We start from the raw sequence: 20,971 nt of genomic DNA on the forward strand, positions 1-20,971 counted from the left end.
TGCGGCGTCAGTGCAAAGTGGTCAGAGTCGACCACGTGCGCCCGCCGTCCTTGGACCGGCGGATCTTGCCGCCGACCACGGCGGCGAGGATCTCGCCCTGCCGGCCGGCCGTGACTTCGCTGGGCAGGCCGCCGATGTCGCCGCGGTCCTGCCAGGTGCGCCCGCCGTCGGTGCTGGCGCGGACCTTGCCGTTGCGGTCGACGCTGTAGAGCGCGTCCTTGCTCGGCCAGATCAGCCGCGCGCCGAAGGTCGTGTCGCGCGGGCGCCAGGACTGCCCGGCGTTCGTGGAGACGAAGGTGCCCTGCTCGGTCGAGACCGCCCACTGCTGCGGATCGCCGGGATTGACGACGACGTCGATGGGCGCCGCGGGCGGTGTCCGCTTCTCCCAGGTCGCGCCGCCGTCGCTGGAGACCTGGATGTCGGGCGACTCGGCGTTGACGCCGAGGATCAGCTTCCCGGCCATCTCGAGCTCGTGGTAGTCGGCCTCCGGCCCCTGGACGCGCTCCCAGGTGGCGCCGTGGTCCTTGGAGCGGATCAGCCCCAGGTTCTCCGGGAGCTCACCGTCCTGGGGATGGCCGGAGGCGAGCAGGTCGTCGGGGCCTGCGAAGCGCACGACGAGGTTGCCGGAGACTCTGCCGCCCGGGAGCTGGCCGGTGAGGCGCTCGGCCTCCTTCGCGCCGGGAGCGAGGCGGAACAGCGCCGGCCCGGAGCCGACCATGATCGTCCCGTCGCCGGGGTCGACCGTGACCGAGTTGATCGCCGGGCTGGACCCGTCGCCGGCCGGCGGCGGCGCGGTGGCGGCGGGATCGGCGGTCGTGGGCGCTTCGGTCGGCGCCTCGGTGGGCGCGCTGGTCGGGCTCGCGGGCGGCGCCGGGTCACCGCCGCAGGCGGCGAAGGCCAACGTTGCCGCGAGCACGCACGCGCGCGCGAGGGGCTCAATCCGCACAGTCGAACCTCGCGCGGCCGGCGGCCATCTCGAGCGCGCCGAGCAGGTGCGCCAAGAAGCGAGGCTCGGCGTAGGACTCCTTCGTATGACCCATCGCGGTGTACACCGAGCGGCCGCCATCGTAGCGGTGACACCACGCGAGCGGACGCGTTTGGTCGAGCGCGGCGAGCACATGCGCGGCCGGCGCCGAGCGGAACTCGTACCACTCGTCCGTGCGCACCCACGGGTTCGGAAGCGTCCGGGTGGCGGCCGTTCCGGGGTCGAGGATCTCCACGCCGCGCGACGACAGGCCGGGGTCATGGCGCTTGAAGCGCGCACCCACGAGCCGCTCGTACCACGGCCAGTCCCCGCGCGTGTCGGAGGCCGCGTGGATCCCGAGATAGCCACCGCCTCGGCGGATGTATGACACAAAAGCGGACCGCTGTTTGCCACTCTTTATCGGGGTCCCGGTCGTCGAGAGGAACACCACCGCGTCGTAGCGCTCGAGGGAGCGGGTGGTGAACCTCCCCGCGTCGGCGGTCGTATCCACGGAGAAGGAGTGGCGGGCGGCGAGGCGCTTGATCGCGGCCACGCCGGAGGGGATGGAGTCGTGGCGGTAGCCCGTCGTCTTGGTGAACACGAGCACGCGGAAGGGCTTCGGCCCCGTCTGCGCCACGGGCTCGCTCCCGCACGCCGTGCAGATTGCAAGCACTACCAGAAACAAAAGCGGTCTAGCGATTCGTTTTGCCTTCCAACAAACAGACTTGGTCTTGACACAGAGCATAAAGTGCAAGCGATGAGGCGAGAAGAAGCACGACGCTACGCTCGTTCAGTGTCTAAGGGTCTGGTGGGATGAACGAAGATCGCCGCGTTGGAGTGTGGCTCGTCGGCGGCCGCGGGTCGGTCGCGACGACTGCGATGACGGGCGCCGCGGCGGTTGCCGCCGGCCTGGCCGAGCCGACCGGGCTCGTCACGATGCGCCCGCCGTTCACCGACGCGGGTCTCGTCGGACTGGGCGATCTGATCTTCGGCGGGCACGACGTCGTGGAGACGCCGCTGGCGATCCGCGCCGCCCGCCTGGTTGACGACGGCGTGCTGCCCGTCGGCCTCCCGGGCGCGCTCGCCGGCGCGCTGGAGGCGGCGGAATCCGAGCAGCGCCCCGGCATCACCGGCCGCGAGGCGCGGATCGAGCCGCAGGCCTCGCTCGCCCGCATGGTCAGCGACCTCAACGCGTTCCGCACCCGCCACGATCTCGGGCGCGTCGTCGTCCTCAACGTGTCCTCGACCGAGGCGCCGGTGGAGCCGCACCCGGCCCACGAGAACCCGGCCGCGCTGATGGACGCGCTCGACCAGAACCTGGCCGTGCTCCCGCCCAGCGCGCTCTACGCGCTCGCGGCGATCGAGACCGGCTGCGCGTACGTCGACTTCACGCCGTCGGTCGGCGCGCGGCTGCCCGCCATCGAGGCGCTGGCCGAGGCGCACGAGGTGCCGCTGGCCGGCAGTGACGGCAAGACCGGCGAGACGTTCATGAAGTCCGCGCTGGCACCCGCCTTCGCCGCCCGCGCGCTGAAGGTCCGCTCGTGGTCGGGGATGAACCTGCTCGGCGGCGGCGACGGCGCGGCGCTGGCCGATCCCGCTCGCGCGCAGTCCAAACTGGACTCCAAGGGCCGGCTGCTGGAGGAGATCCTCGGCTACCCGGTCGAGGCGCCGATCTACATCCAGGACGTCCGCGACATGGGCGAGTGGAAGACGGCCTGGGATCACGTCGTCTTCGAGGGCTTCCTCGGCATCCGGATGAAGCTGCAGTTCACGTGGGAGGGCTGCGACTCGGCCCTGGCCGCTCCGCTGATCCTCGACCTGATCCGGCTCGCGGCGCTGGCGCTGGAGCGGGGCGAGTCCGGCGTGCTGACCAACCTCGCGTTCTTCTTCAAGGACCCGGCCGGGACCCGTGAGCATCAGCTCCACCGCCAGTACGAGATGCTGGAGCGCTGGGTGCTCCAGAAGGTCGCCGCGTGAGTCTTCCCGCGCCGGCGGATGTGGCGGAGCTGGTCCGCCTGCCGGCGGTGCTGAGTGTGCCGGGGGACGTGCTCGTCGGCGCCGCCGCCTCCGGGCAGGTGTGGAACCTGCCGCGGACGGCCGGGATGGTCGCCGCGTCCTCATGCCTATATCTGGCGGGGATGGCGCTCAACGACTACGCCGACCGCGAGGTCGACGCCGTCGAGCGGCCCGGCCGCCCGATCCCGTCGGGCCGCGTCTCGCCAGGGTTCGCGCTCGGCCTCGCCGGGGCGCTGACGGCCGGCGCCGTCGTGCTCTCGGTGGCCGCCGACGGCAAGCGCGCGCTCGCCGTCACGGCGCCGCTGGCCGCGGCCGTCTGGGGCTATGACCTCGTGCTGAAGTCGACACCGGTCGCCTCGGGCAGCATGTCCGCCTGCCGCGGGCTGGACGTGATGATGGGCGCGGGCGCGCGGGGTGCGGTGTCCGCGGCCCCGGCGGCGGCGGTCGTCGCCGCGCACATCGCGGTCGTCACCGAGGTCTCGCGCCGTGAGGTCACCGGCGGCGACGCCGCGGTGCCCAAGCGCGCGCTCGCCGCCACCGTGGGCGTGGCCGCCGCGGGCGCGTTGCTCAGCCGCCGCGCTCCGCGCTTCGGGCGCGCCGCCGCGCTGGGGCTCGTCGGCGCGTACGCCGCGGTCGTCGGTCGCGCGCACGCGGCCGCCGCGGCCGACCCGACTCCGGCGCTCATGCAGCGGGCCGTGGGTACGGGCATCATGGGCTTGATCCCGCTGGAGGCCGGGCTGCTGGCGGGGTCCGGCGCTGTCGTTCCGGCCGCGGGCGTCGCCACACTGTGGCCGATCGCCCGCCGGGCGGCCAAGAGGAGAGCAGTTACATGATCGGTGGCGCTGGTCCCGTCACCGAGGGGGGAGGGCGGTTGTGAGTCTCCGGTACGGGTATGTGTCGAACGGGTTGTCGGATCATCGGCTCGAGCACGCGCTCGAGTTGCTGGCCGAGAACGGGTACTCCGGCGTCGCGCTGACGCTGGACCACATCCACTTCGACCCGCTGGCACCGCGCCTGCGCGCGCGGGCGGCGCGGTTGCGGACCGAGCTCGACGTGCTCGGGATGAACGCCGTGGTCGAGACGGGCGCGCGCTTCGTGCTCGACCCGCGGCGCAAGCACTTCCCGACGCTCGTCTCCGACGGCCGCCAGCGGCGGGTCGACCTGCTGTGCACCGCGGTCGACGTCGCGGCGGAGCTGGGTGCGCCGGTCGTGTCGATGTGGTCGGGCGCCGCGCCTGCCGGCGAGCCGCGCGAGCTGGCCTGGGACCTGCTGGTCGACGGGTGCGAGCGGGTGCTCACGCACGCGGAGAACCACGGGATCACGCTTGCGTTCGAGCCGGAGCCGGGGATGCTCGTCGAGACGCTGGCCGACTACGAATCGCTGGCGGAGCGCCTCGGCCACCCGCCGGCGCTGGGGCTGACGCTCGATATCGGGCACATCGTCTGCTTGGAGCCGATGTCGGTGACCGAGTGCGTGCGCCGCGGCGCGGCCACGCTCGCCCACGTGCACATCGAGGACATGAAGCGCGGCGTCCACGAGCACCTCGAGTTCGGCGCGGGCGAGCTCGATCTCGGCGAGGCGCTGACGGTGCTCGGCGAGGTCGGCTACGAGGGCATGGTCGCCGTCGAGCTCTCGCGCCACTCGCACGCCGCGCACGAGATGGTGCCGCGGGCGATGGCCGCCTTGCGTGCCGCCGAGCCGCGCCGCGTCATGGGCGAGGTCACGTGATGACGCTCGCCGAGCTCTCCGCCGCCCTCGAGGCGCGGGCCAAGCCCGAAGGGCTCACCTGGCTGCGTGAGGCGAGCGCGAGCGTCGCCGCCGACCCGACCGCGATCCGCACCCGCTTCCCGATGGTCGGCCGCAAGGTCGGGCGCGAGCCGCTGGACGCGGGCGCCGATGCCTCGGACATCTTCGCGTGGACGATCGACGACGCCGCGCGCACGCTGCTGCTGCTCGCGCTCGGCGACGCGGCCGAGGGCGAACTGGCCGAGCTCTACCGCTTCGGCGACGCGGCCGAGCGGCGCGGGATCCTGCGCGCGCTGGAGTTCCTGGACCTCGGCGACCGCGCGCTGTACCTGACCGACGACGCGATCCGCACCAACGACACGCGGCTGATCGCCGCGGCGCTCGGTCCGTACGCCACCGAGCACCTGTCCGACGCGCAGTACGACCAGGCCGTCCTGAAGTGCGTCTTCGTCGGCGTCCCGATCACGCCGCTCGACGGCATCCCCGAGCGCGTCACGCCGGACGGCGCGCGGATGCTCGCCGCGTTCGTGCATGAGCGTGTCGCCGCCGGCCGGGACGTCCCCGCCGAGGTCTGGATCGTCATCGACAAGTATCCGCACGCCGACGAGATCGCCGCGATCGAGGCCGAGCTCGAGAGCGAGTTCGACGATCGCCGCGCGGCCGCCGAGCGGGCTTTGAGTCACAGAACTGGAGAGCGAGCATGAGGATCTTCGACCCGCACGCGCACATGACGTCGCGCACCACCGACGACTACGAGGCGATGGCCGCGTCCGGCGTGAAGGTGCTCGTGGAGCCGGCGTTCTGGCTCGGCCAGCCGCGCACCTCCGTGGGCTCGTTCATCGACTACTTCAACTCGCTGCTGGGCTGGGAGCGCTTCCGCGCCGCGCAGTTCGGCATCCGTCATCACTGCACGATCGGCCTGAACCCGAAGGAGGCCAACGACGACCTCCTGCGCCGCGAGGTCATCGACATCCTCCCGCGCTTCCTGGCCAAGGACGGCGTCGTCGCCGTCGGCGAGGTCGGCTTCGATGCGATGACGCCCGCCGAGGACGAAGCGCTGACGCTGCAGCTCGCTTTGGCGGTCGAGCACGAGCTTCCGGTGCTGGTCCACACGCCGCACCGCGACAAGGCGGCGGGCACGCGCAAGACGATCGAGCTCGTCGAGGCCTCCGGCATCGCGCCCGAGATGGTCGTCATCGACCACAACAACGAGCTGACCGTCCATGACGTGCTGGCGTCGGGCTGCTGGGCGGGCTTCTCGATCTACCCAGGCACCAAGATGGACGAGCACCGCATGGTGCGCGTGCTCGAGGAGCACGGCCCGGAGCGGCTGATCGTCAACTCGGCCTGCGACTGGGGCGTGTCGGATCCGCTGAAGGTCCGCAAGACCGCCGACGCGATGAAGGCCGCCGGCTTCGACGACGACGTGATCGATCAGGTGGTCTGGCGCAACCCGGTGGAGTTCTTCGCGCAGAGCGGGCGGCTGATCCTCGACGATCTCGAGGAGGCGGACCTCACCGCGACGTTCGAGGGCTCGGGTGTCCTTCGCGGTGAGCGGGCGTGAGGCTGCGGCACGCTGACGGCAGCCTCCTGCACCTCGCCTACTGCTCCAACGTCCATCCGGCGGACGACCTCGACGGGGTCGCCGCGCAGCTCGAGCGCTACACGGCGCGGGTGCGTGCGAAGCTCGACGTCCCGGTTCTGGGGATCGGGTTGTGGGTGGCGGCGCCGGCGCTGGCCGACGCGGCTGCCGCTGACCGGCTCGCTTCGCAGCTGGCGCGGCTCTCGCTCGAGGTCGTGACCTTGAACGGGTTCCCGTACAAGGCGTTCCACGCGCCGGTGGTCAAGCGCGACGTCTACTGGCCGCACTGGGCGCAGGAAGACCGGCGCCAGTACACGCTCGGGCTGGCCCGGCTGTTGGCCAAGCTGCTGCCGGACGATGTGGTCGAGGGCTCGATCTCGACGCTGCCGCTGGGGTGGCGCGAAGGCTGGGACGACGCGGCGCAGGATGCCGCTTTGCGCGCGCTGGCGGACCTCGCGGTCGAGCTCGAAGAGATCGAGGCCGCGACCGGCAAGCGGATCCGGCTCGCGCTGGAGCCCGAGCCGGGGTGCACGGTCGAGACGATCGCCCAGGCCTGCGACGCGATCGGCGGGCTCGCGCCCGACTGGATCGGCGTGTGCCTGGATGCCTGCCACCTGGCGGTGCAGTTCGAGGATCCGGTCGAGGCCGTCGCGCTGATGGCCGCGAGCGACGTCGCGATCGTCAAGACCCAGGTCTCCTCCGCGCTGCGCGTGCCGTCGCCGGGGACGGCCGAGGGCCGCGAGCTGCTCGCGCGCTTCAACGAGCCGAAGTTCCTGCACCAGGTCCGCGAGTGCGTGAACTCGCACGTCGAGGGCACGGACGATCTGCCCGAGGCTTTGGAGGGCGGTCTGCCCGGCGAGCGCGAGTGGCGCGTGCACTTCCACGTGCCGGTCAACAGCGCCGAGCACACGACCCAGGACGAGCTGAGCGCGACGCTCGCGGCGTTGGCCGGCGGCACGGCGCCGTTGACGCGACACTTCGAGGTCGAGACATACACGTGGAGCGTCATGCGCGATGCTCCGCAGGACGACGAGGGGCTCGTCGCCGGGCTGGCCGGCGAGCTGGAATGGACGCGCGACCGCCTGGTCGCGCTCGGTGCGGAGGTTTTGGGATGACGTTGGTCGTGATCGACGCGGTGGGTCTGACGCCGCGGGCGCTGAAGCACATGCCGCGCGTGTCCAAGCTGGGCGCCGACGGCTTCCAGGCGACGCTGGACACGATCACCCCCGCGGTCACCTGCTCCGTCCAGGCGACGCTGCTGACGGGCCTGCAGCCGACCGATCACGGCATCGTCGGCAACGGCTGGTACTTCCGCGACCTCGGTGAGGTCTTCCTCTGGCGCCAGCACAACAAGCTCGTGCAGGGCGAGAAGGTGTGGGAGACCGCGCGCCGCTCCAAGCCCGGCTACCGGGCCGCGAACCTCTGCTGGTGGTACGCGATGGGCGCGACCACCGACCTGACGGTCACCCCGCGCCCGATCTACCACGCCGACGGTGCGAAGTCGCCGGATTGCTACACGTATCCGCCGCAGCTGCACGACAACCTCACCGGCCCGCTCGGCGAGTTCCCCCTGTTCCAGTACTGGGGCCCGACGGCGAACATCAAGTCCACCAAGTGGATCGCCGACGCGGCCAAGATCGTGCTGGACAACGAGGCACTGGACCTGCTGCTGGTCTACCTGCCCCACCTGGACTATGACCATCAGCGCTTCGGGCCTGAGGGCACGGAGGCGCTGAAGGCCGCGCGCGAGCTCGACGAGGTCGCCGGCGACCTGATCGACCACGCACGCGCGCGCGGGGACCAGGTCGTCGTGCTGAGCGAGTACGGCATCACGCCCGCTCGCCGCCCGGTCGAGATCAACCGTGCGCTGCGCCGTGCGGGGCTGCTGAACGTGTACACGCAGGCGGGCATGGAGTACCTGGACCCGTGGACCTCACGCGCGTTCGCGGTCTCCGACCATCAGATCGCGCACGTCTACGTCCCGAACGCGGCCGACCTGCCCGCGGCGCGCGAGGCGATCGCCGCGCTGGATGGCGTGGGTGAGATCCTCGAAGGCGAGGCGCTCAGCACGGCGGGCCTGGCCCACGAGCGCTCCGGCGAGCTCGTCGTGCTCGCCGAGCGCGACGCCTGGTTCACCTACCACTACTGGCTCGACAACGCCCACGCCCCGGACTTCGGCCAGCAGGTCGAGATCCACCGCAAGCCGGGCTACGACCCCGCCGAGCTCTTCATGGACCCCGACGACGAGAAGGGCGCCAAGCTCCGTGCGGGCCTCGCGCTCGCGCGCAAGAAGACGGGCTTCCGCTACGTGATGAGCGTGGTCGGCCTCGACGCCTCCAAGTACGTCAAGGGCACCCACGGCCTGCTCCCGGACAACGACGAGGACGCGCCGGTGTTCCTGTGCAGCGACAAGTCCGTCGCGCGCGACCGCATCGCTGCGACCGACGTGCGCGACGTGCTGCTGGAACTCAGCGGCGTTTCGGCGCCGACGAACGTCTGACGAACCGAGGGGTGGCTTACGTTTCTCCCCTGTGAGAGGGAGAAACGTCAGCCACCCCCGTGCGCCGCTCCCGCCGGGGCACACCCGTGCCCCCGCTTGAGTGGCTGTCGTTGTGCCTAAGCCGCGAGGCCGGCCTGGATCGCGCGATCCACGGCCTCGGGTGCCAGCACGTGCTCGATCACCATGATCGCGGCGCCGATCGCGCCCGCACGGTCGCCCAGGCGCGACGGCACGATCCGAAGATCGCCCGTGGCGAGGGGGAGGGAGCGCTGGAAGATGACCTCGCGCACACCCGCCAGCAGTTGCTGGTGGGCCTCGGAGATGTCGCCGCCGATGACGATCGCGCCCGGGTTGAAGAAGTTCACGCAGCCCGCGAGGACCTCGCCGAGGTAGCGGCCCGCGTCGCGGACGGCCTGGATCGCCTGCGGCTCACCCGCGCGGACCAGAGCGACGACCTCGCGTGAGGACTCCGCGTGCAGGCCCACGGCGGTGAGGTTGGCGGCGAGCGCGCGCCCACCCGCGACGGCCTCGAGGCAGCCGATGTTGCCGCAGCGGCATACGACGTCGTCGTGGCCCGCCAGGCGAACATGGCCTATATCGCCGGCCGCGCCCTGGGCGCCACGGTGAATCCGGCGCCCGGCCACTATGCCGCAGCCGATACCGGTACCGATTTTGACGTAGAGCAGGTGCTCGATATCGCGCCAGTGGGTCCAGTGCTCGCCCAGCGCCATGATGTTCACGTCGTTGTCGACGAGCACCGGCGCTTCGTAGTACTTGGAGAACCAGTCGGGGATCGAGTAGCCGTCCCAACCGGGCATGATCGGCGGCGCGACGGGCTCGCCGCGCGAGAACGCGACCGGGCCGGGGACGCCGACGCCGATGCCGCGCACGTCGACGGCAGCACGCGAGATCTCGCCCAGCAGGGCTTCGAAGCTCTCGTGGACGTGCTCGAGGACGGCCTCGGGGCCGTCGGCGATGTCCATGTCGAAGGTCGTCTCGGCGAGCGGCGCGCCCGCGAGGTCGGACACGACCAGGCGCGAATGCGTCGCACCGAGGTCGGCGACGAGCACCACCCCGGCACCTTGGTTGAACGCCAGGACGGTCGGGGGGCGCCCACCAGTGGAGGCACTTCCACCCGCTTCGTAGACCAATTGGTGCGCGAGCAGCGCGTCGAGGCGCTGCGCCACCGTCGAGCGGGCGAGGCCCGTCCGGCGCACCAGGTCCGCGCGCGTAACGGCCTCCCCGTTACGGATCAGACGGAGCAGCGACCCCGCACCCGTCATCACATCGCTCCAATCGTCACACAAACCGCCATCGGCGGAAGTAAAGCAGAGCTAGCGGCGGGTTTGGTGCGCGTCATGGCCCAAAGTTCGATGGGCGGTCCGACAAACCGGCAGGGCTTTACCCCGATCACGTAATAACAAACCGCTCAATGCGACGGTTGGCGCCTGCGCGGCGCCCCGCCCATGTAGGCCTGGATGGCCCGATCGACGGTCTCTGGAGCGAGCACGTGCTCGATCACCATGATCGCCGCGCCGATCACGCCCGCGCGGTCGCCGAGCTGCGAGCTGCCCATCCGCAGATCGCGCGTCGCCATCGGCAGCGACCGCCCGAACGACACCTCGCGCACGCCCGCGAGGAGCTGCTGATGTGCCTCGGCGAGGTCGCCGCCGAGGACGATCGCGCCCGGGTTGAAGAAGTTGATGCACTCCGCGAGCACCTCGCCGAGGCAGCGGCCGGCCTCGCGCACCGCCTGGATCGCCATCGGCTCACCCGCCCGCACGAGCGCGACCACGTCGCGCGAGGTCTTCGCCGGGAGGCCTGCGGCGCTCAGCCGCGCGGCCAGCGCCCGCCCGCCCGCGACCTCCTCGAGGCAGCCGATGTTGCCGCAGCGGCAGACGACGTCGTCGTAGCCGGCGAGCCGCACGTGGCCGATGTCGCCCGCCGCGCCCTGGGCGCCGCGGTGGATGCGCCGCCCGGAGACGATCCCGCAGCCGATCCCGGTCCCGACCTTCACGTAGAGCAGGTGCTCCGTGTCGCGCCAGTGGGTCCAGTGCTCGCCCAGGGCCATGATGTTCACGTCGTTGTCGACGAGCACCGGCGCGTCGTAGTAGTGCGAGAACCAGCCCGGGATCGAGAAGCCGTCCCAGCCAGGCATCATCGGCGGCGCCACCGGCTCCCCACGTGAGAACGCGACCGGCGCGGGGATGCCGATCCCGATGCCGCGGACGTCGTCGCGCTCGCGCCCGATGTCCTCCAGCAACGCGCCGAAGCGCTCGTGCAGCCAGCCGAGCACCTCTTCGGGCGGGCGCGTGACGTCGGTGTCGAAGGCCTGCTCGCGCAGGGGCGCCCCCGCGAGGTCCGACACGGCCAGCCGCGAATGCGTCGCGCCGAGGTCGGCGACCAGGATCACGCCCGCGCTGCGATTGAAGGCGAGCACCGTCGGCGGCCGCCCGCCGGTCGATACGCTGCCGCCCGCCTCGTAAACGAGCTGGTGTGCGAGCAGCGCCTCGACGCGCTGCGCGACGGTCGACCTGGCAAGGCCGGTCCTGCGCGCAAGATCTGCGCGGGTCACCGCCTCGCCGTCGCGGATCAGGCTCAGGACCTGCCCGGCGCCGACCGGTGACGTCGGGTCCTGACTCTCTCCCGCGGTAAGCATGTAAGGAGTTAACCAGACTTCGCGGCCCAAAACGACTGAAGTGCTCACGATGACACGGGGATTGTCGCTCGACACGTCTAACTCACTGCAACCTTTTGCTTGACAGTTGGATAAAGCCCGGCTAGGTTGGTCCGCATGTCACGAGGTGTTCGTGTTGCCATCGCAGGGACCGGGTTCATCGGTGCCGTTCATGCGCGCTCCGCCCGGCTTGCAGGCGCTCGCCTCGTCGGGGTTGCCGCGTCCACACCCGAGCGCGCGGCTCGCGCGGCGGGCGTCTTAGGAGCCGAGCGCGCCTTCGCGTCCGCGCAGGCGCTCGTGGAATCCCCGGACGTGGACGTCGTCCACATCTGCACGCCCAACAATCTGCACGTCCCGCTCGCCGAGGCGGCGCTCGCGGCCGGCAAGCATGTGATCTGCGAGAAGCCGATCGCGCTCGACAGCTTCGGCGCGCAGCAGATCACCGATGCCGCGGCTGACGCGGACCGGATCGCGGCCGTGCCCTTCGTCTACCGGTACTACCCGACGGTGCGCGAGGCGCGCGAGCGCGTGCGCTCGGGTGTGTCGGGCCCCGCGCGGCTGATCCACGGCTCCTATCTGCAGGACTGGCTGCTGCGTCCCGAAGATGACAACTGGCGCGTGGAAGAGGACCTCGGCGGCGCCTCGCGCGCCTTCGCCGACATCGGCTCGCACTGGTGCGATCTCGCGGAGTTCGTCAGCGGCCAGCGGATCACCCGCCTGTGCGCCCAGACGCTGACCGCGCTCCCGGAGCGCATCAAGAACGAGTCGCACGCGGCCTTCCAGTCCGTCGACGGCGACGGCACGCCCCGCTCGGTCGGCACCGAGGACGCGGCCGTCGTCCAGTTCGAGACCGACGGCGGCGCGGTCGGGTCCACGATCATCAGCCAGATCTCGGCGGGCCGCAAGAACCGGCTCTGGCTCGAGATCGACGCCTCCAACGAGGCCCTGGTCTTCTGCCAGGAGGAGCCCGAGTCGCTGTGGGTCGGCCGTCGTGAGAGCGCGACGCTGATCAAGCGCGACCCCGAGCACCTCTCGGCGGCGGCGCAGCGCTACGCCGTGCTGCCCGCCGGACATCCCCAAGGCTACGCTGACTGCTTCGACGCGTTCGTGGCGGAGGTCTACGACGCGGTGGCCGGCAACGAGCCGGCGGGTGGATTGCCGGTCTTCGCGGACGGCCTGCGGGCCTCGCGCATCACCGACGCCGTCCTCACGTCGGCGCGCGAGGAGCGATGGGTGGATGTCATGATCGAAGCTGCGGGGGTGACCGGATGAGTAACGACGCGCCTCTGCTCGAGGTCCGGGGGATCACGAAGCAGTATCCGGGGGTGCGCGCCCTCAAGGGCGTGGACTTCGACGTGCGCGCTGGGGAAGTGCACTGCCTGCTGGGGCCTAACGGCGCCGGCAAATCGACGTTGATCAAGTGCGTGTCGGGCGTGGTCGCCCCGACCGAGGGAGAGATCCTCGTCGAAGGTCAGCTGCTGCCCGTCGGCGAGCCGTCGGAGTCCATGGCCCGGGGGGTCGGGACGATCTATCAGGAACTCGACCTCGTCGAGGACCTGCGCGTCGCCGAGAGCATCTTCCTCGGGCACGAGCCGCGCCGCTTCGGCCTGATGGACCGGTCGAAGATGAAGGCCGAGACGCGCGCGCTGCTCGAGCGCCTCGGGCACGCCGACATCGGCGCCGACATGTTCGTGCGCTCGCTGCGCCCCGCGGCCCAGCAGATCGTCTCGATCGCCCGCGCGCTGTCGCGTGACGTCAAGTTGCTGATCATGGACGAGCCGTCCGCGATCCTCGACGACGGCGAGGTCGAGGTCCTCTTCGGCGTGGTCCGCAGGCTTGCGGCCGACGGCGTCGGCGTCATCTACATCTCGCACCGCCTGGACGAGATCAAGCGCATCGGCGACCGCGTCACGGTGCTCTCCGACGGGCGCACGGTGGCGACCGGCCTCCCGGCCGACACGCCCCGCGGCGAGCTCGTCGAGAAGATGGTCGGCCGCCGCGTCGACCAGCTCTATCCCGACCGCGCCAAGGGCTCTGACGATGTCGTCCTCGACGTGCGCGGCGTCTCCCACGCGCCGCGGGTCAAGGAGTGCTCGTTCGAGGTCCGCGCCGGCGAGGTCGTCGGGATCGGCGGCCTGGTGGGCGCCGGCCGGACCGAGCTGCTGCGGCTGGTCTACGGGCTCGATCGGCCCGACACCGGCGAGGTCTACCTCGACGGTAAGAAGCTTCCGTCAGGGCGTCCGGACGTCGCGATCGATCGCGGGATCGGCCTCGCGCCCGAGGATCGCAAGTCCCAGGGCCTGCTGCTCGGCTGGAGCCTGTCCAAGAACGTCAGCCTCTCCGACCTGCGCCGGTTCACGACCGGCGGCTGGATCAGCCTGAAGGCCGAGCGCGAGGCCACCGGCGAGAAGCTCCGCGAGCTCAATACGGTGCCGGACGATCCGGACCGGATCACGCGTGAGCTCTCCGGCGGCAACCAGCAGAAGGTCGTGCTCGCGCGCTGGCTGCTGCGCGATTGCCGCGTGCTGCTGCTCGACGAGCCGACGCGCGGCGTCGACGTCGGCGCCAAGGCCGAGATCTACCGTCTGATCGCCGAGCTCTCGGCGCGGGGCATCGCCGTCGTGGTGGTCTCGTCGGAGATGGAAGAGCTGATGGGGCTGAGCACCCGCATCCTCATCATGCGCGAGGGCGAGCTCGTCGCCGAGCTCGCAGGGGAGAGCGCGACCGAGGTCGAGCTCCTGAGCCACGCCGTCGCCCCGACGGATACCGATGTTGTCTTGGAGGAGACCCGATGACCACCACCCCCGCGGCGCCGGCCGCGAATGCACCCGCGCCGGCGAGGTCCGGGCGCAAATTCAACTTCCAGGACTACGCCCTGGTCGCGGTGATCGCGATCCTGATCATCGTGGGCGGGATCCTCGAGGGGTCCTCGTTCGTCTCCAAGGACAACTTCTTCAACGTCCTGCGCCAGGGCAGCATCGTCGGCGTCCTCGCGATCGGCATGACGTTCGTCATCGCCACCGCGGGCATCGACCTGTCGGTCGGCTCGATGGTCGCCGCCTGCGGCGTCGCCGGCGGCCTGCTCGTGGACTCGGGCGACCTGATGTTCATCGTGGCCGCCTTGGCCTTCGGCATCGCCCTCGGCGCCATCAACGGCGCGGCGATCTCCTACGGCAAGGTCGTGCCGTTCATCGCGACCCTGGCGATGCTGCTGATCGCCCGAGGGCTGGCGCTCTGGATGAGCGACAAGACCCCCATCTCGCTGTTCAGTCTTGACTCTGTGCGTTGGTTCGGAACTGGGGAGATCCTGACCATCCCGTCGTCGCTCGTCGTGTTTCTCGTCGTGGCGGCGATCGGTTGGGTGCTTTTGAATCGCACCCCGTATGGCCGCTACGTCGTAGCGGTCGGTGGCAATCCGGAGGCAGCACGCATCGCCGGTGTGAAGGTCCAGCGGATCCTGTTCAGCGTGTACGTGCTGAGCGGGCTCTGCGCTGGTATTGCCGCGGTCCTGCTGTGCGGCCGGCTGGCGAGCGCCTCGCCCGTCTCCGGCAACCTGTACGAGCTCGACGCGATCGCCGCCGTGGTTATCGGCGGGACGAGCCTGGCCGGAGGTCGCGCGACGATCGTCGGCACGGTCCTCGGCGTCATCACGTTCGCGCTCGTCTTCAACCTGCTCACGCTGATGAATCTCGCGGTTGAGATCCAGCAGGTGACCAAGGGCGGGATCATCCTCGCCGCGGTCCTCCTGCAGCGTCGTAGCAGCTGATCTACATCGTTCCTAGGTAGTCCAATGAGGAGGAGTGCCCAAATGAAGTTCAAGCGTGTCGCGCCGGTGGTGTTCACCGGCATGGCCCTCATGGGCGTCGCCGCCTGTGGCGGTAGCGACAACAAGTCAGATACTGCGTCGACTCCGACGGCGACGGCTTCGGCCAGCACCGACGAGGCCGCGGTCCAGGGCGCGTCGGACGTCAAGGTCGCGTTCAGCGCCCCGGCGGCCGACCATGGTTGGCTCAAGGCGCTGTCCGACAACGCCAAGGCCAAGGCCAAGGAGCTCGGCATCGACATGAAGGTGTCCGACAGCGCGACGACGTCGGCCGAGCAGGCCGATCAGATCGAGACGCTGATCCAGGACAAGCCCGACGTGCTCGTCGTGCTCCCGAACGAGGGTGAGCCGCTCACGCCCGTCGCCCAGAAGGCGATGGACCAGGGCATCCAGGTCATCAACATCGACCGCGAGTTCTCGGCCGCTTCGGCGTACCACACGCTGATCGCGGGCGACAACTACGGCATCGGCGTGCAGGCCGGCAACTTCTTCGCCGACCAGCTGAAGTGCAAGGGCAACGTCGCCGAGATCCAGGGCATCGCCGGCATCTCCGTGACCGAGCAGCGCTCGCAGGGCTTCGCCGACCAGATCAAGAAGCGCTGCAACGGCGGCATCAAGATCGTCGCGCAGCAGCCGGCCGACTTCGCGCCGGACAAGGGCCTCACCGTCATGGAGAACATCCTCCAGAAGAACAAGGACATCCAGGCCGTCTACACGCACGACGACGACATGGGTGAGGGCGTCGCGGCCGCCATCGAGAACGCCGGCCTCCAGGACAAGATCTGGATGACGGGCGCCGGCGGCTCCAAGGCCGTCATGAACAAGATCAAGGAAGGCAGCGAGTGGAAGGCGACCTTCCTCTACAACCCGGCCATGTCCGCTGACGCGGTGTACCTCGCGTCGCTGCTGGGTCAGAAGAAGGGCCTCCCGGGCTTCGCCGCTCCGGACATCCCCTCCAAGATCATCCTCTCGGCCACCACGGTGACCAAGGACAACGTCGATCAGTACATGAGCCTCGGCTTCTAAGCAGGTCAGTCCGGTTCTCCCGCCGGGGCGAGCTTCGCGCTCGTCTCGGCGGTGAATCCGTCGGCATCCGCCCGCAGACGCTCAAGCGTCGCCGTGACCGTGTCGAGCTCGGCACTCTCCAGCGGGTCGGTCCCGAAGCGCATCGCGTTCAGGACCTCGGTTGCCTCGCGCGCCGTCGCGCGCCCCGACGCGGTGATCGCCGCCAGCGTCGTCCTGCGGTCGCGCTCATGCGGCTCGCGGGTCACGAACCCGCTGCGCTCCAGCCCGTCGATGATGTTGGTCACCGACGTCCGGTGCACCTGCAGGCGGTCGCCCATCTTGCCCAGCGGCAGTGCACCGCGGCGGCTGTAGAAGAGCAGCATCAGCGCCTCGTAGCGCGGGAACGTCAAGTCGTAGGGCTTGAGCGTGTCGTTCAAGCGGGCGAGCAGGATCTGCTGCACGCGCATGATCGACGTGACGGCGGCCATCGAGGGCACGGGGTCATCGCCCCAGTGGCCGGCCCAGTTGCGGGCGGCTTCGCGAACGGGATCAAAATCGGGCATCGTGTGAAGACGGCGTAGCCTCGCACAGCTGGTACGCTGACCCGTGGAAAACGCTTTCCATGGGGGAGAGGTGATGCGCCGCGTCGGCATCATTATGAATGGCGTGACCGGACGGATGGGGACGAACCAGCATCTCGTCCGCTCGGTGCTGGCCATTCGCGAGCAGGGCGGGCTCGACACCGGCGACGGAGAGCGCATCTGGCCCGAGCCGCTGCTCGTCGGGCGCTCCGAGGACAAACTGGCCGCGCTGGCCGGCGCCCACGGCCTCTCGGACTGGACCACCGATCTCTCCGCGGCGCTGGCCGATCCCGCCTACGAGATCTACTTCGACGCCCAGCTGACGGCGGCACGCCCTCCGGCCGTCGAGGCGGCGATCGCGGCCGGCAAGCACGTCTACTGCGAGAAGCCGGTCACGCCGGACGTCGCGAGCGCGCTGTCGCTCGCGCGGGCCGCGAGGGAGGCGGGCGTGAAGGTCGGCGTCGTGCAGGACAAGCTGTTCCTACCCGGTCTGGTCAAGCTCAGGCGCCTTGTCTCGTCGGGCTTCTTCGGGCGCATCATCGCCGCCCGCGGGGAGTTCGGCTACTGGGTCTATCCCGGGCCCGACCCCGCGCCGCAGCGGCCGTCGTGGAACTACCGCCGGCAGGACGGCGGGGGCATCATCAGCGACATGTTCCCGCACTGGCGCTACGTGCTGGACAACGTCTTCGGGCCCGTGCGCTCGGTGTGCGCGGTCGGCGCGACGCACATCCCATCGCGCGTCGACGAGGCGGGTGCGTCGTACGAGGCGACCGCCGAGGATGCCGCCTACGCGATGTTCGCCTTCGACGGCGGCCTGATCGTGCAGCTGAACTCGTCCTGGTGCGTGCGCGTCAATCGCGACGAGCTGTTCGAGCTGCAGGTCGACGGGACGCTCGGCAGCGCGGTGGCGGGGCTGCGCGACTGCAAGGTGCAGCCGGCCGTGACGACGCCGCGGTCGGTCTGGAACCCGGACCTGCCCGATCCCGTCGCGCATCGCGCGGGGTGGACCGAGGTGCCGGAGGTGGCGCCGGTCGAGAACGGCTTCAAGCTGCAGTGGGAGGCGTTCCTGCGCCACGTGGTGCTCGACGCGCCGTTCCCGTGGGACATCCTCGAGGGCGCGAAGGGCGTGCAGCTCTACGAGCTGGGCGAGCAGTCCTGGCGCGAGCGGCGCTGGGTCGACGTGCCGGAGCTCTCGCTGTGATCGCGCTGCCACGTCCCGGCGGGGTGCTGGAGCCCTATTCGCCGGTCACGCGCTCGCCGTTGCCGGTGGTGGCCTCCGAGCCGCGCTCGCGGGTCGGGTACGCCGCCGCCCACGTCGTCGCCGACCCGCTGGCGGGGGGAGATCCGACCGGCCCGGCGCGGCTGGACTGGGAAGCGACGCTGCGGTTTCGCCGGCACCTGTGGGCGCACGGGCTGCGCGTCGCGGAGGCGATGGACACGGCGCAGCGCGGGATGGGGCTCGACTGGGCCGCGACGCAGGAGCTGATCCGGCGCTCGGTGGCCGAGGCGCGCGCGGTGGGCGGAAAGCTCGCCTGCGGGGCGGGGACCGATCAGCTGACCGGGCCAGCCGCCTTGGACGACGTGCGGCGTGCCTACGCGGAGCAGGTCGAGTTCGTCGAGGGCCAAGGCGCGCCGGTGATCCTGATGGCGTCGCGGGCGCTGGCCGCGGCGGCGTCGCGGGCCGACGACTATCGCGCGGTCTACGGGGAGCTGCTGGACGGTGCTGCCTCGCCGGTGATCCTGCACTGGCTGGGCGAGATGTTCGATCCCGCGCTCGCCGGATACTGGGGTGAATCGCCGGACGACGTGGTCATCTCGATCATCGAGGCGCACGCCGACAAGGTCGACGGCATCAAGGTCTCGCTGCTGGACGCCGATCGCGAGGTCGCGTTGCGGGAGCGGCTGCCGGCGGGCGTGCGGATGTACACGGGCGACGACTTCAACTACCCGTCGCTGATCCGGTCCGGCAGCGACGCGCTGCTGGGGATCTTCGACGCGATCGCGCCCGCCGCCGCGGCGGCGCTGCACGCGCTCGACGACGGCGAGGAGGAGCGCTACGAGGCGCTGCTCGCGCCGACGGTCCCGCTCGCCCGCCACATCTTCGCCGCGCCCACCCCGTACTACAAGACCGGCCTGGTCTTCCTCGCGTTCCTGAACGGGCACCAGCGGCACTTCCGGATGGTGGGCGGGCTGGAGAGCGCTCGCTCCGTCCTGCACCTCGCCGAGCTCTTCGTGCTCGCCGACCAGGCGGGGCTGCTGCGCGATCCGGAGCTCGCGAACGCCCGGATGCGGCACGTGCTGGCGCTGGCGGGGGTGACTTGACCAGCCGGCTCTCCTTCAACTCGATGACGGCCGATCGGTGCTCGTTGCCCGAGGTGACCGAGGCGTGTGCGGCGCACGGCATCGAATGGATCGGCCCGTGGCGGCACAAGGTGGCCGAGATCGGGGTGGACGAGGCGGCGCGGCGGATCGCCGACGCCGGCCTGCGGGTGTCCTCGCTGTGCCGCGGCGGGTTCTTCGCGGCTGACGGGGCGGACGAGGACAACCGGCGCGCGGTCGAGGAGGCCGCGGCGTTGGGCACGGATGCGCTCGTGCTCGTCTGCGGCCCGCCGGCGACGAAGGACCTCCCGCTCGCCCGCGCGGAGATCGAGCGCGGCATCGAGCGCCTGCTCCCGTTCGCCGCCGAGCATGGCGTGCGGCTGGGGATCGAGCCATTGCACCCGATGATGCTCGGCGAGCGCTCGGCGATCGTCACGCTGGGCGAGGCGCTGGACATCGCCGAGCGGATCGGCGATCCCGGCGTCGGCGTCGTGATCGACGTCTACCACACGTTCTGGGACCCGCGGCTGGCGCAGGAGATCGCACGCGCGGCGGGGCGGATCGTCGGCTACCACGTCAACGACTGGCTGCGCGAGACCTCGCACACGCTGCTCGAGCGGGGGATGATGGGCGACGGCATCATCGACCTGCACGGCTTCAGCGCGATGATCGAGGCCGCCGGCTACGGCGGGCCGATCGAGGTGGAGATCCTCAACCCGGCGATCTGGGAGATGCCGCTGTCGGAGTTGGTGCCGTTGACCGTCGATCGCTTCGAGCGCTACGTGCTCTAGTCGTCGCGCGGGGCGCGAGCTGGTGCGGCAGGACGACGTCGCCCCCGTTGGGACCGCCGAGGACCGCGTGCGCGGCGCGCCTGCCCATCTCGTGCAGCGGAACGGTGACCGTGGTCAGGCCGACGAAGCGGGCGGGGCGGGTGTCGTCGATGCCGGTGATCGAGATCTCTCCGGGGACGTCGATGCCCGCCTCGCGAAAGCGCATCAGCACGCCGATCGCGGCCTCGTCGTTGGCGGCGACCACCGCGTCGGGGAGCTCGTCGCGCGCGAGCAGCGTCTCGGCCGCCCGCACGCCGTCCTCGTAGGCGAAGCCGCCCGGGATGCGGTCGCGGCCGCCGGCGCGGGTGAAACCGGCCCGGCGCAGGACGCTCGTGTGCAGGCCTTCGGGGCCATCGACGAACGTGATCCGCTCGTGGCCGAGATCGCGCACGTGCGCGGTGATGTCGTGGGCGGCGGCCTCGTTGTCGAAGAGGATCCGCGGCGCGTCGAAGTCGCGCTGCGCGAGCGCGACGACGACCGCGCCGCGATGATGAGCCTCGGCGACGGCGTCGGCGAGCTCGTGGGCGCTCGGGTCGTTGTGGCGGCCGCTGCCCGCGAACACGATCCCGGCGGCGTGGTAGTCGCGCAACTGGCGGAGGTGGCTCAACTCCGCCTCCGTGCCCGCCTTGGCGCTGCACACCATCGTCATGTAGCCCATGCCGGCGCCCACTTCCTCGACGCCGCGGGCGATCTCGGCGAAGTACGGGTCGACGATGTCGGCCACGATGACGCCGATGATCCGGCTGCTGCGCGTGACGAGGGCGCGGGCGAGTGCGGACGGCGCGTACCCGAGCTCCTCCGCGGCCTTCATCACCCGCGTGCGGGTCGCTTCGGAGACCGGGTGGTCGGAGCCGTTGAGGACGCGCGAGCACGTGGCGATCGAGACGCCTGCGTGCCGGCTGATGTCGCTGAGCGACGCCATCGAGCC

Annotated in this window: 20 protein-coding genes; 14 read left to right on the top strand and 6 right to left on the bottom strand. The window is 70.9% G+C overall.

What is annotated here, in order from left to right:
* Nucleotides 1-7: 7 nt before the first annotated feature.
* Together OM076_RS12255 and OM076_RS12260 are read right to left on the bottom strand one after the other, a co-directional pair.
* A complete protein-coding gene (locus tag OM076_RS12255) occupies nucleotides 8-946 on the bottom strand; it encodes a WD40/YVTN/BNR-like repeat-containing protein (RefSeq protein ID WP_270040209.1) in 939 nt (312 codons plus the stop codon).
* Entirely contained in the window at nucleotides 936-1,637 is a 702-nt protein-coding gene (locus tag OM076_RS12260) for a ThuA domain-containing protein (protein ID WP_270040210.1), read from the bottom strand. Before OM076_RS12260 ends, OM076_RS12255 begins: the two co-directional genes overlap by 11 nt.
* Before the next feature lie 140 nt (nucleotides 1,638-1,777).
* Here OM076_RS12260 and OM076_RS12265 point away from each other — a divergent pair, with 140 nt between their 5' ends.
* The 7 genes from OM076_RS12265 (at nucleotide 1,778) to OM076_RS12295 (ending at nucleotide 8,808) form a co-directional block, all read left to right on the top strand.
* Complete coding sequence (locus OM076_RS12265; protein ID WP_270040212.1) at nucleotides 1,778-2,941, top strand: inositol-3-phosphate synthase; 1,164 nt, start codon at nucleotides 1,778-1,780, stop codon at nucleotides 2,939-2,941.
* Nucleotides 2,938-3,813 carry an SCO3242 family prenyltransferase gene (locus tag OM076_RS12270; protein ID WP_270040213.1) on the top strand — a complete coding sequence of 292 codons (876 nt, stop codon included), beginning with the start codon at nucleotides 2,938-2,940 and terminating at the stop codon, nucleotides 3,811-3,813. The genes OM076_RS12265 and OM076_RS12270 overlap by 4 nt, the downstream gene beginning before the upstream one ends.
* 73 nt (nucleotides 3,814-3,886) lie before the next feature.
* Nucleotides 3,887-4,708 (top strand): sugar phosphate isomerase/epimerase family protein, encoded by an 822-nt coding sequence (locus tag OM076_RS12275; protein ID WP_270040215.1) that lies wholly within the window; start codon nucleotides 3,887-3,889, stop codon nucleotides 4,706-4,708.
* Nucleotides 4,708-5,430, top strand: a complete 723-nt coding sequence (locus tag OM076_RS12280) for an EboA domain-containing protein (protein WP_270040217.1) — start codon at nucleotides 4,708-4,710, stop codon at nucleotides 5,428-5,430. Before OM076_RS12275 ends, OM076_RS12280 begins: the two co-directional genes overlap by 1 nt.
* Complete coding sequence (locus OM076_RS12285; protein ID WP_270040218.1) at nucleotides 5,427-6,290, top strand: TatD family hydrolase; 864 nt, start codon at nucleotides 5,427-5,429, stop codon at nucleotides 6,288-6,290. The genes OM076_RS12280 and OM076_RS12285 overlap by 4 nt, the downstream gene beginning before the upstream one ends.
* A complete protein-coding gene (eboE, locus tag OM076_RS12290) occupies nucleotides 6,287-7,423 on the top strand; it encodes a metabolite traffic protein EboE (protein WP_270040220.1) in 1,137 nt (378 codons plus the stop codon). Before OM076_RS12285 ends, eboE begins: the two co-directional genes overlap by 4 nt.
* Nucleotides 7,420-8,808, top strand: coding sequence for an alkaline phosphatase family protein (locus tag OM076_RS12295; protein WP_270040222.1), 1,389 nt, complete (start codon nucleotides 7,420-7,422; stop codon nucleotides 8,806-8,808). The genes eboE and OM076_RS12295 overlap by 4 nt, the downstream gene beginning before the upstream one ends.
* Before the next feature lie 116 nt (nucleotides 8,809-8,924).
* Here OM076_RS12295 and OM076_RS12300 read toward each other — a convergent pair whose 3' ends face one another.
* Complete coding sequence (locus OM076_RS12300) at nucleotides 8,925-10,091, bottom strand: ROK family transcriptional regulator (RefSeq protein WP_270040223.1); 1,167 nt, start codon at nucleotides 10,089-10,091, stop codon at nucleotides 8,925-8,927.
* A 146-nt stretch (nucleotides 10,092-10,237) separates the two neighbouring features.
* Nucleotides 10,238-11,467, bottom strand: coding sequence for an ROK family transcriptional regulator (locus OM076_RS12305; RefSeq protein ID WP_270040224.1), 1,230 nt, complete (start codon nucleotides 11,465-11,467; stop codon nucleotides 10,238-10,240).
* Nucleotides 11,468-11,602: 135 nt separating this feature from the next.
* On the opposite strand from OM076_RS12305, the gene OM076_RS12310 reads away from it, so the two are divergent.
* Genes OM076_RS12310 through OM076_RS12325 form a run of 4 tightly spaced genes read left to right on the top strand, consistent with a single transcriptional unit; the run spans nucleotide 11,603 to nucleotide 16,334 of the window.
* The gene (locus tag OM076_RS12310; protein ID WP_270040226.1) at nucleotides 11,603-12,757 is read left to right on the top strand and encodes a Gfo/Idh/MocA family protein; all 1,155 of its coding nucleotides are present in this window, start codon (nucleotides 11,603-11,605) and stop codon (nucleotides 12,755-12,757) included.
* Nucleotides 12,754-14,280: a sugar ABC transporter ATP-binding protein gene (locus OM076_RS12315; RefSeq protein WP_270040227.1), complete on the top strand. Its 1,527-nt coding sequence runs from the start codon at nucleotides 12,754-12,756 to the stop codon at nucleotides 14,278-14,280. The genes OM076_RS12310 and OM076_RS12315 overlap by 4 nt, the downstream gene beginning before the upstream one ends.
* Nucleotides 14,277-15,251, top strand: coding sequence for an ABC transporter permease (locus OM076_RS12320; RefSeq protein ID WP_270040228.1), 975 nt, complete (start codon nucleotides 14,277-14,279; stop codon nucleotides 15,249-15,251). The genes OM076_RS12315 and OM076_RS12320 overlap by 4 nt, the downstream gene beginning before the upstream one ends.
* A gap of 42 nt (nucleotides 15,252-15,293) precedes the next feature.
* Nucleotides 15,294-16,334, top strand: a complete 1,041-nt coding sequence (locus tag OM076_RS12325) for a substrate-binding domain-containing protein (RefSeq protein WP_270040229.1) — start codon at nucleotides 15,294-15,296, stop codon at nucleotides 16,332-16,334.
* Between the two features lie 5 nt (nucleotides 16,335-16,339).
* On the opposite strand, the gene OM076_RS12330 is transcribed toward OM076_RS12325, so the two are convergent.
* Entirely contained in the window at nucleotides 16,340-16,876 is a 537-nt protein-coding gene (locus tag OM076_RS12330) for a MarR family winged helix-turn-helix transcriptional regulator (RefSeq protein ID WP_270040230.1), read from the bottom strand.
* Nucleotides 16,877-16,970: 94 nt separating this feature from the next.
* On the opposite strand from OM076_RS12330, the gene OM076_RS12335 reads away from it, so the two are divergent.
* Genes OM076_RS12335 through OM076_RS12345 form a run of 3 tightly spaced genes read left to right on the top strand, consistent with a single transcriptional unit; the run spans nucleotide 16,971 to nucleotide 20,004 of the window.
* Nucleotides 16,971-18,095: a Gfo/Idh/MocA family protein gene (locus OM076_RS12335; RefSeq protein ID WP_372518028.1), complete on the top strand. Its 1,125-nt coding sequence runs from the start codon at nucleotides 16,971-16,973 to the stop codon at nucleotides 18,093-18,095.
* On the top strand, nucleotides 18,092-19,216 hold the full coding sequence (locus OM076_RS12340) for a dihydrodipicolinate synthase family protein (RefSeq protein ID WP_270040232.1): 1,125 nt from the start codon (nucleotides 18,092-18,094) through the stop codon (nucleotides 19,214-19,216). Before OM076_RS12335 ends, OM076_RS12340 begins: the two co-directional genes overlap by 4 nt.
* A gap of 23 nt (nucleotides 19,217-19,239) precedes the next feature.
* Entirely contained in the window at nucleotides 19,240-20,004 is a 765-nt protein-coding gene (locus OM076_RS12345) for a sugar phosphate isomerase/epimerase family protein (protein ID WP_270040233.1), read from the top strand.
* On the opposite strand, the gene OM076_RS12350 is transcribed toward OM076_RS12345, so the two are convergent.
* Complete coding sequence (locus OM076_RS12350) at nucleotides 19,925-20,965, bottom strand: LacI family DNA-binding transcriptional regulator (protein WP_270040234.1); 1,041 nt, start codon at nucleotides 20,963-20,965, stop codon at nucleotides 19,925-19,927. The genes OM076_RS12345 and OM076_RS12350 overlap by 80 nt on opposite strands.
* Nucleotides 20,966-20,971: the final 6 nt, after the last annotated feature.

It is taken from the genome of Solirubrobacter ginsenosidimutans (assembly GCF_027587205.1).

Coding starts and splice junctions, on each gene's coding strand:
- OM076_RS12265 (WP_270040212.1), top strand. CDS start 1,778: ATGAACGAAGATCGCCGCGTTGGAGTGTGGCTCGTCGGCGGCCGCGGG.
- OM076_RS12335 (WP_372518028.1), top strand. CDS start 16,971: ATGAATGGCGTGACCGGACGGATGGGGACGAACCAGCATCTCGTCCGC.
- OM076_RS12310 (WP_270040226.1), top strand. CDS start 11,603: ATGTCACGAGGTGTTCGTGTTGCCATCGCAGGGACCGGGTTCATCGGT.
- OM076_RS12345 (WP_270040233.1), top strand. CDS start 19,240: ATGACGGCCGATCGGTGCTCGTTGCCCGAGGTGACCGAGGCGTGTGCG.
- OM076_RS12300 (WP_270040223.1), bottom strand. CDS start 10,091: ATGACGGGTGCGGGGTCGCTGCTCCGTCTGATCCGTAACGGGGAGGCC.
- OM076_RS12350 (WP_270040234.1), bottom strand. CDS start 20,965: ATGGCGTCGCTCAGCGACATCAGCCGGCACGCAGGCGTCTCGATCGCC.
- OM076_RS12295 (WP_270040222.1), top strand. CDS start 7,420: ATGACGTTGGTCGTGATCGACGCGGTGGGTCTGACGCCGCGGGCGCTG.
- OM076_RS12320 (WP_270040228.1), top strand. CDS start 14,277: ATGACCACCACCCCCGCGGCGCCGGCCGCGAATGCACCCGCGCCGGCG.
- OM076_RS12330 (WP_270040230.1), bottom strand. CDS start 16,876: ATGCCCGATTTTGATCCCGTTCGCGAAGCCGCCCGCAACTGGGCCGGC.
- OM076_RS12280 (WP_270040217.1), top strand. CDS start 4,708: ATGACGCTCGCCGAGCTCTCCGCCGCCCTCGAGGCGCGGGCCAAGCCC.
- OM076_RS12305 (WP_270040224.1), bottom strand. CDS start 11,467: ATGCTTACCGCGGGAGAGAGTCAGGACCCGACGTCACCGGTCGGCGCC.
- OM076_RS12285 (WP_270040218.1), top strand. CDS start 5,427: ATGAGGATCTTCGACCCGCACGCGCACATGACGTCGCGCACCACCGAC.
- OM076_RS12315 (WP_270040227.1), top strand. CDS start 12,754: ATGAGTAACGACGCGCCTCTGCTCGAGGTCCGGGGGATCACGAAGCAG.
- OM076_RS12325 (WP_270040229.1), top strand. CDS start 15,294: ATGAAGTTCAAGCGTGTCGCGCCGGTGGTGTTCACCGGCATGGCCCTC.